Raw genomic sequence first — 8,001 nt, 5'->3', positions numbered from 1 at the left:
TTATGACTAGGGCTGCACACGTCCTACAATGGCACGCACAAAGGGAAGCAAACTCGCGAGAGCAAGCAAATCCCAAAAAACGTGCCCCAGTTCGGATTGCAGGCTGCAACTCGCCTGCATGAAGCCGGAATCGCTAGTAATCGCAGGTCAGCATACTGCGGTGAATGTGTTCCTGAGCCTTGTACACACCGCCCGTCAAGCCACGAAAGTGGGGGGTATCCGAAGTCGCCGTGCTAACCGCAAGGGAGCAAGCGCCGAAGATAAACTCCGCGATTGGGACTAAGTCGTAACAAGGTAGCCGTAGGGGAACCTGCGGCTGGATCACCTCCTTTCTAAAGGATTCTATCTTCATGACGATCACGTCGTCGCGAAGATCATGAATTGTGGAGACAGTTCTTGTGTTTGGGCTTGAGATCAGTCGGACGTCGTAAGACGAGCCGACAACTACCAAATTGAATGAGTAAGACCCGTCGTAAGCGAGCCAGCTTACGACGGGTTTTTTTTGCGCGCTGACGGAAGTTTCTGCACGCCCCAGTTTATTTTCTTGGTCGCGCTGTCCGGCGGAACCACGCCGATTCCTGCGCTGCATCAGATTGGCCGCCGCCACTGTGCGCCGGTTTAACGAGGCCGGCGACTTTCGTCTCGGCGACCGGTCTGCGGGTGGCAATGGCAAGGGAATCGTCGATTGAGCTGTATCGGGCGAAAACTTTGAATGTCAAGAAAAATATGAATCTCGGGAAAAGCCGAAAAGTGCCACAAATGCGATAGTGAATCGATGAAAAGCTAAAGCACTAAGGTGGTGTTTACAATCGATACTCCTTGCGGGGGGCAAAAGGCCACCAATATGCCAAATGGAATAGTCTATTTTATTGGAATTTCTGTTGAACGATTCCGTTCGCCCGCTAACCTTGTATCTGAGTGCGATTTTCGGAGTGGTACGGATTGTTAGGGCCGTTCGGGGGCTGGGCTCAGAAATCGCCTGCGAGTGCGTGTGGCGTTTGTGCGCCATGCAGGTTGTTTCGCCGAGTTGCGTTCTAACAAGAGGAGCCGCTAATGATCCGGAAAATCAATTTGTTCACCCACCCTGCTGCGCTAGGCGTGGCAGTTGCCGTCGTGCTGGCGGCAGGCCCCGCGTGGGCGACAAGTGTTACCAGCACAATTCTGCTTGGCCCCAGCAATGGCGCCGGGAATCTTGGCACTTTCTCAAGCAGTGTCACAATTGCTACGGGGTCAGATCTGGCCCTGGGCAGCAATGCCATCTCCGGCAACTACAAACAGCACGTTGTCTTCTTCAACACCAACATCGGTTTCTCGGCGCAGAATCAGACCTCTAGTCTGACTCTCTCGCCCAGCCCGGTGACCGTCAACGCGACGGACGGCAGCGGTACGGCCAATCTGACGTACGATGATCTCACCCCGGGCACGCCGCAGATGCTGAACTCCTTCAGCACCAACCTCAGCGGTAGCACAAACACCGGGTTGACGATCAATGCCGGCGGAATTTCGATGAGCACCAGCGTCGGTACCTTGACGCTGACGCCCACCTTCTCGGGTTCGATCAAGAACATCTCGTTCACGTCGTCCGGCTCGGCTGACGCGAGTAATGGTGCAGCGATTGACGGCACGTACTCCGTGACCCTCAACGGTAGCGTCACCGGTTCGCTAAGCGTACTAGGCGTTCCACTGAACATCGGCACGCTGTACACCTTGCCGACGGACACCGTCGTGACGTTCGACGGTACGTTGCCGATTGCGGATCTAACGACAGCAGATACGGGCGTTCCGTTCGGCCCATTCGTCAACACGGCGCAGAAGGATAACATGTTGGCGACGTTTGCTTCGAATCTGGGTGGGCTGCAGATTCCGTTCTCGTTCGTGGCTCCGCTGAGCACCAACGAGAATTTCAGTGTCGGCGGCAGCTCGAGCGGTGTGACGTCGATCAACATCCAGAACACGACGCTGACGGCCAACATCGTGCTCAGCAATTTGCAATTCGACCAGACCGGTCAGGTTAACGGCGTCCTCGTTCCTGAGCCCAATTCGCTGGCCTTGGGCGGCATGGCGCTAGTCGGCCTTGCCGGCATGGTTTATCGTCGCAAGCGTTCTGCTTAGTACGGGTAATCTGGCAACGTCAAACGAGAGCCGATTCGTTCTGGCCCGGTCCGCATCATTGCGGACCGGGCCTCTTTTTCGCGCTTGTCGTGAACTTGTTCGCGCCGTCCGCTTGGCCACGAAGTAGGCGGATAGTACTGTCGATGATGGCTCGACCGCTGAGAATCCTTCCGTAAGTAAAACCATGGTTGCCCGTTCCTCTGCGAGAAGAACTAAGTCGCGACGCCGCGATCGCAACCATCAGGCATCCCGCAAACCTGCATTATGGAACTCTTTCCTGCCGGCCGTGGCGCTTGCCGCGATCGTGGCCGTGACTTATCTGCCGACCTTAAACGCGGGCTTTATTTGGGACGACGGTGAGAACGTTCTCACCAATGAGACGTTACGCACCTGGGACGGCTTGCGGCAGATGTGGTTTGTCCCGCAATCGATCCAGCAATATTACCCGCTCATGTACTCGACCTACTGGGTCGAGTTTCACCTATGGGGGATCAATCCGCTTGGTTATCACATCATTAATGTGATCCTGCACGCCACGGCCTCGATCCTCTTATGGCGGCTCTTGCTTCGACTGTGTGTTCCTGGCGGCTGGCTGGCCGCCGCGATCTTCGCCGTGCATCCGGTGTGTGTCGAATCCGTGGCCTGGGTCACCGAGCGAAAAAATGTGCTCAGCCTGTCGCTGGCACTTGGCTCACTGCTTTGCTACCTGCGCTTCGCTCCGTCTGAGACCGAAGAAAGTGTCGCTGGTCAGATGCCGGAGCCATCAGTCGGGCATTGGCGTTGGTACGTCGCCGCATTTATCCTGTATGCGATGGCCCTCTTCGCGAAGACCGTCGTCGTTTCGCTGCCGGCCGTGATCCTGGTGATCTATTGGTGGAAACGCGGTCGAATTGAGTCGCGCGAAATCATCCGGCTGCTCCCTTTTTTCGTGCTCGGCATTGCGCTCTGCCTGGTAACGATGTGGATGGAAACGCATCATGTCGGTGCCCAGGGCGAGGATTGGTCGCGCACTCCCGTCGAACGCTTATTGCTCGCCGGCCGGGCGCTGTGGTTCTATGCCGGCAAACTCGTCTGGCCACATCCGCTGATCTTCTTGTATCCGCGCTGGCAAATTGACGCGCACGTGTGGTGGCAATATTTGTTTCCCGTCACTGCCGTGGCGCTGCCCATTGCCTTGTGGTGCGCTCGCCATCGCATCGGTCGCGGACCGCTTGCTGCCGTGCTCGTCTTCGGTGGCGTGCTAACGCCGGCGTTGGGATTCTTCAACATTTTCTTCACACGCTATGCGGACGTGGCAGACCATTTTCAATATCATGCCGCCGTGGCGCTCATCGCGCTTGCTGCGGCGGGATGTGCCGTTGTCTCGCATACGATTCGTGCGGATATGCGCGGACTGATGAACGTTGTCGTGGCCGCGGTTCTCATCGCACTGGCCGTGCTTTCGTTTCGGCAGATCTGTATCTATCACGATCTTCCTACGCTGCTGACGGACATCATCGAGCGGAATCCGCAGAATTGGATGCCTTACGCCAATCTGGCGGATTATCGTGACGAGCAAGGGCACTACGACGAGGCGGCCGATTTGCTCGCGACCAGCATCCGAATTTGCGAGGAGGAGGGGGGCGATGGGACTCGCCTGTTCGAGATACGCCGCAAGCGCGGATTCGTTTTTCTCGAGGCAGGCAAGCCCGTTGAGGCCGAGCAGGCATTCGAGGTGGTGCTGGCCGTGCGCCCTGCCGATCCGCGCGCACTGTACGGGCAGGGGATGGCCCTCGCAACGCAGGGGCGTTGGTCCGATGCGCAGGCAAGATTCGCAAAGGCCGTCGATGTCGATGCGAACTACGCGGAAGGCTATTACGGCCTGGCCCTGGCACAGGCCCGGCGAGGACGCCCGGCCGAGGCGCTGACAAACTTCCAGGCGTCGTTGCGTCTCGACTCACAACGACCTGAAGTACACTGCGAGTTCGCGAATTTGCTCGGTACGAGCGGCAACCTGACGGCGGCGGCTGACGAATATCGCGCCGCTTTACGCCTGCAGCCCGAGCATCAAGACTCGCTGCGCAATCTTGGCATCGTGCTGTTGGAAATGGGACAGCCGGATGATGCTCTGGGATTTTTGCGTCGTGCCGTGCAACTTAATCCAGGAGATTCTGAAGCGCAAAGTGCTTTCGAGAAAGCGGAACAGAAGCGCCAGCATCGCTAACATCGACTGTCATCCGTGCGACGGAGCCTACAATCACGAACTTGCACCGTTATCGCACTCGACGCGCCTGTGCGGCCAGGACCTCTTCGGCGTCGCGCATGATTCGGTCAACGATCGAACGGCAGCTTTCGATCTGCGCAATGCCGCCGCACCCCTGGCCGGCGGGAAAGCATGACAATCGCGGGTCGCGATCGGCATCATCGGGATTTAGAAAGCCCATCAGGCCTGCTTGTTGCATCGTGGCCGCCTGCTGCGGGAAGAGTTGGATTTCTTGCGGGTTTTGTTCCCACTGTTCGATCGTCGGGTTCTTCAAAGCTCGCAACGTTTTGCCGGTCCAGCACCGCGAAACGACCGTATCGCTTTCGTTGGCCTGCAAAATCGCTTGCTTGTACGCAACGGAGCCGCGTGCTTCGGTGCAAGCGACGAATCTTGTGCCGATCCAAACTCCCTCGCACCCCAGCGCGAGCGCCGCGGCCAGCCCGCGGCCGTCATAGATACCGCCGGCCGCGATCACCGGCACCTTCAGGCGGTCAACCACCTGAGGCAGCAGCGCCATCGTGCCGACGGCACCGGTATGTCCGCCGGCCTCGGTCCCTTGCGCGATCACGGCATCACAGCCAGCTTCTTCCGCCATCATCGCGTGATGCACGGTACTGCAGACGTTGAACACGAGTATTTTCGCCTCATGACACATTCGGATGACCTTCGATGACATCCCCAATCCGGCGATAAAGCAACTGGCGCCGCCGTCGATGATCCGCCGCGCCTCGTCCTCGGGCTTGTCGGTGATCGGCGTCAGCAAGTCGAGTCCGAAGGGCTGTGAGGTGAGCTTGCGGACCCTGGCCATCTCGGCCGACATTTCGTCGAGCGACATATTGCCGGCCCCGAGCACGCCGTATCCGCCGGACGCGTTCATGGCTGCCACCAACTCGGCGTGCGAAACGCCCGCCATGCCAGCCAGCATGATCGGATGTTTGACGTTCAACATTTCTGTGAGGCGCGTGACAATCACCGGGAATCTCTGGAGTGGGATCTGCTGTTAGAAACGCTGCTCAGCGACTTCGACGATTATAGAAAGCGATTTGACCCTGAACGACTCGCGAGCCAAGGTGGTATGTTCGGGACAATTCCTCTGCGCGACGACGTCTTTTCAGCCTGGAAAATCGGGGCTTCGTTGACGCACGTCGGCCAAGCAGGAATATAACAGACAGGCATCCTCGCCCGATGTCAGGTTCGCCACCAATTACTCGCTGATGTCCGAAACACCGTTCCCCACCAAGCCCACTGTCGATCGCGAGCCCGTTGCCGCAGCGGGGCCGTTGCTGGACCGTTCATCGACCAACCTGTCAGGTGCGGGTTTACCTTCGCCGGTCGCTTTTTTTGTGGCGGCGTTCTTGCTCGGCGCGGCGGTGATTTCGGTTTATGCCGCCGGCCTTCGTGCCCCGTTCATTTTCGATGATATTCCGTGCATCGTGAACAACCCGTCGATCAGGCATGTTTTCCCGCTGTGGGAGGAACGGCCCGGTTCCGGCCCTCTGTGGCCGCCGCAAGATTTTACCACGGCCGGTCGACCGCTTGTAAACCTGTCGCTGGCACTGAATGTTGCCACCGGCGGCTTGAACCCGATCGGGTTTCACATTTTCAACCTTGTAGTTCACTGTCTATCGGCGCTGCTGCTGTGGGCGATCGTACGTCGTACACTGCGATTGGAATACTTCGACGGACGATTCTCGCTGTCTGCTGATTGGTTGGCGCTGTCCACGGCCTTGGTATGGGCCGTCCATCCCTTACACACGGAGGCCGTGGAATACGTATCGCAGCGCACTGAGTTGTTGATGACGCTGTTTTATCTCAGCACGATCTATGGCGCTTTGCGCTACTGGACAGCCACCGCGGGCGGTCATCGCTTCGGCTGGCTTTTGCTGACGACGGCTGTGTGCCTATGCGGAATGGCGTGCAAGGAGGTCATGGTCACGGTCCCCGTGGTCGTACTGCTATTCGAGCGCACATTCGTGACCCGCTCATTCGCGCAGGCACTGCGCCGTTCATGGCCACTGTACATCGGCCTGACAGTCGGTTGGGCGCTATTGGCGACGTTGAATATTCATGGGCCGCGCGCAGCATCGGCCGGTTTTCATCTTGGGGTTTCGCCGATCACCTGGTGGTGTACCGAGGCCAAGGTTCTGTTGCTGTATCTAAGGCTCGCCATCTGGCCTTGGCCGCTCGTGATTCATTACGACGTCCCCTATGTGGACACCGTTTGCGCCGCTTGGCCGTCGGTGATGGTGGCAGGTGCATTCGGAATTCTGACGCTTACGCTGGTTTGGAAAAACCGACCGGCCGGTTTCTTGCTGTCAACCGTTTGGCTTATCCTCTCACCAACATTGGTCGTCCCTGTAATCACCGAGGTCGCGGCCGAGCGAAGGATGTATCTGCCGCTGGCCGCGCTATGCACGCTGGCGATCGTGGGTGGCTTTTCGGTTCTTGGTCAAATTGCTCGTCGATTCACTACCGCCACGCGCGCCAATTCGCAGGCGCCTGCCGTAATTACCGCGATCGCGACGATGGGCGTTGTGATCGCTTTTGTCGTCGTCGGTGCTCGCCGTGTCATGACGTATCAAGACGCGCTTGCGCTCTGGCAGGATGCATTACCACATCAGCCCCACAATTACGTTGTGCACACGAATCTGGGAGTCGAGTTTATCAATGCAGGTCGCTTCGAGGAGGCAATCGACGAACTTCGCGAGGCCGCCCGTCTGGCTACCATAAATCAGCCGAAGATACATACCGAGCTGGCTACGGCGCTGGCCAAGTCCGGCCGCCACGCAGAAGCCGCGGAGGAATTCCGCGAAGTCATGCGATTGGATGCCAACTACTACGAACGAGAGCGCGTTCATCAGAGTCTGGCGATCTCGCTGATCAATGCCGGGCAACTCGAAGAGGGAATCGCCGAGTTCGAACGGATCGTGCTCGAATATCCTGAATGGGCCGATGCACAGAACAATCTGGGCCTTGCCCTGTTGAAGATAGGTGACGCCAGGCAGGCGGTGCCACACTTCCAGCAAACGGTGCGATTGCGGCCGGATTCGGCGCAGGCGCACTACAACCTGGGGTTGGCGCTCGCCAAGAATCATCTATCACGCGAAGCGATCAAGTCATTCGAGCAGGCGCTGCGTTTGCAGCCCCATTATCCGCAGGTCCATGCCGAATTGGGACAAGCGTTACTCGACGCGCATCAACCTAATGCCGCTCTCGATGAACTGCAGAGGGCGCTTGCGGTCGATCCGAAAAACGGAGCGCTACACGCACATATAGGTCGCGCCTTGGCCGGCGCTGGACGGTGGCGTGAAGCGGCTGTTGAGTACCAGCAGGCGCTCGAGCTGGGAGACAAAAGCCCCGGAATTCACCGGCTGTTTGGCGTTGCGCTTATGAACAGCTCGAGGTTGCAGTATGCGTTGGCCCAGTTCGAGCTGGCGCTGTCAGTCGAACCGAACGACGCCGAGTCGCTTTTTGACACGGCCAAAATTTATGCGCAATTGCACCAGGACGAACAGGCGATCGCCGCGGCCGAGCGCGCCCTGGAACGGAGCCGAAAGAATGGCCCAGAGTCACTCACGGAGGAAATCCATGCGTGGTTGGTCGAAATACGCGGTCGCCAAAAGAAATGAAGCGTTACGAAGTTCGCC

5 protein-coding genes and 1 rRNA gene are annotated in these 8,001 nt (G+C 58.3%); 5 read left to right on the top strand and 1 reads right to left on the bottom strand.

Translation table 11 applies throughout. From position 1 onward, the window contains the following. From VGN12_07840 to VGN12_07830, 3 genes are all read left to right on the top strand, one after another. Positions 1-332 (top strand): 16S ribosomal RNA (locus tag VGN12_07840); the annotation flags it as partial. 721 nt (positions 333-1,053) lie between these two features. Then, complete coding sequence (locus tag VGN12_07835; protein ID HEY4309347.1) at positions 1,054-2,112, top strand: PEP-CTERM sorting domain-containing protein; 1,059 nt, start codon at positions 1,054-1,056, stop codon at positions 2,110-2,112. A gap of 184 nt (positions 2,113-2,296) precedes the next feature. Beyond that, a complete protein-coding gene (locus VGN12_07830; protein HEY4309346.1) occupies positions 2,297-4,315 on the top strand; it encodes a tetratricopeptide repeat protein in 2,019 nt (672 codons plus the stop codon). Positions 4,316-4,364: 49 nt separating this feature from the next. Here VGN12_07830 and VGN12_07825 read toward each other — a convergent pair whose 3' ends face one another. Next, positions 4,365-5,303 (bottom strand): nitronate monooxygenase, encoded by a 939-nt coding sequence (locus VGN12_07825; protein ID HEY4309345.1) that lies wholly within the window; start codon positions 5,301-5,303, stop codon positions 4,365-4,367. Here VGN12_07825 and VGN12_07820 point away from each other — a divergent pair. Next, complete coding sequence (locus tag VGN12_07820; protein ID HEY4309344.1) at positions 5,286-5,519, top strand: hypothetical protein; 234 nt, start codon at positions 5,286-5,288, stop codon at positions 5,517-5,519. The two genes, VGN12_07825 and VGN12_07820, sit on opposite strands and share 18 nt — an antisense overlap. A gap of 49 nt (positions 5,520-5,568) precedes the next feature. Beyond that, a complete protein-coding gene (locus VGN12_07815) occupies positions 5,569-7,983 on the top strand; it encodes a tetratricopeptide repeat protein (GenBank protein HEY4309343.1) in 2,415 nt (804 codons plus the stop codon). The last annotated feature ends 18 nt before the right edge of the window (positions 7,984-8,001 follow it).

Source organism: Pirellulales bacterium (assembly GCA_036499395.1).
GTDB lineage: Bacteria > Planctomycetota > Planctomycetia > Pirellulales > JACPPG01 > JACPPG01.
The sequence above is the reverse complement of the archived record's forward strand: the minus strand, read 5'-3'. Positions and strand labels throughout refer to the sequence as shown.

Coding starts and splice junctions, on each gene's coding strand:
- VGN12_07835 (HEY4309347.1), top strand. CDS start 1,054: ATGATCCGGAAAATCAATTTGTTCACCCACCCTGCTGCGCTAGGCGTG.
- VGN12_07830 (HEY4309346.1), top strand. CDS start 2,297: ATGGTTGCCCGTTCCTCTGCGAGAAGAACTAAGTCGCGACGCCGCGAT.
- VGN12_07820 (HEY4309344.1), top strand. CDS start 5,286: ATGTTTGACGTTCAACATTTCTGTGAGGCGCGTGACAATCACCGGGAA.
- VGN12_07825 (HEY4309345.1), bottom strand. CDS start 5,303: ATGTTGAACGTCAAACATCCGATCATGCTGGCTGGCATGGCGGGCGTT.
- VGN12_07815 (HEY4309343.1), top strand. CDS start 5,569: ATGTCCGAAACACCGTTCCCCACCAAGCCCACTGTCGATCGCGAGCCC.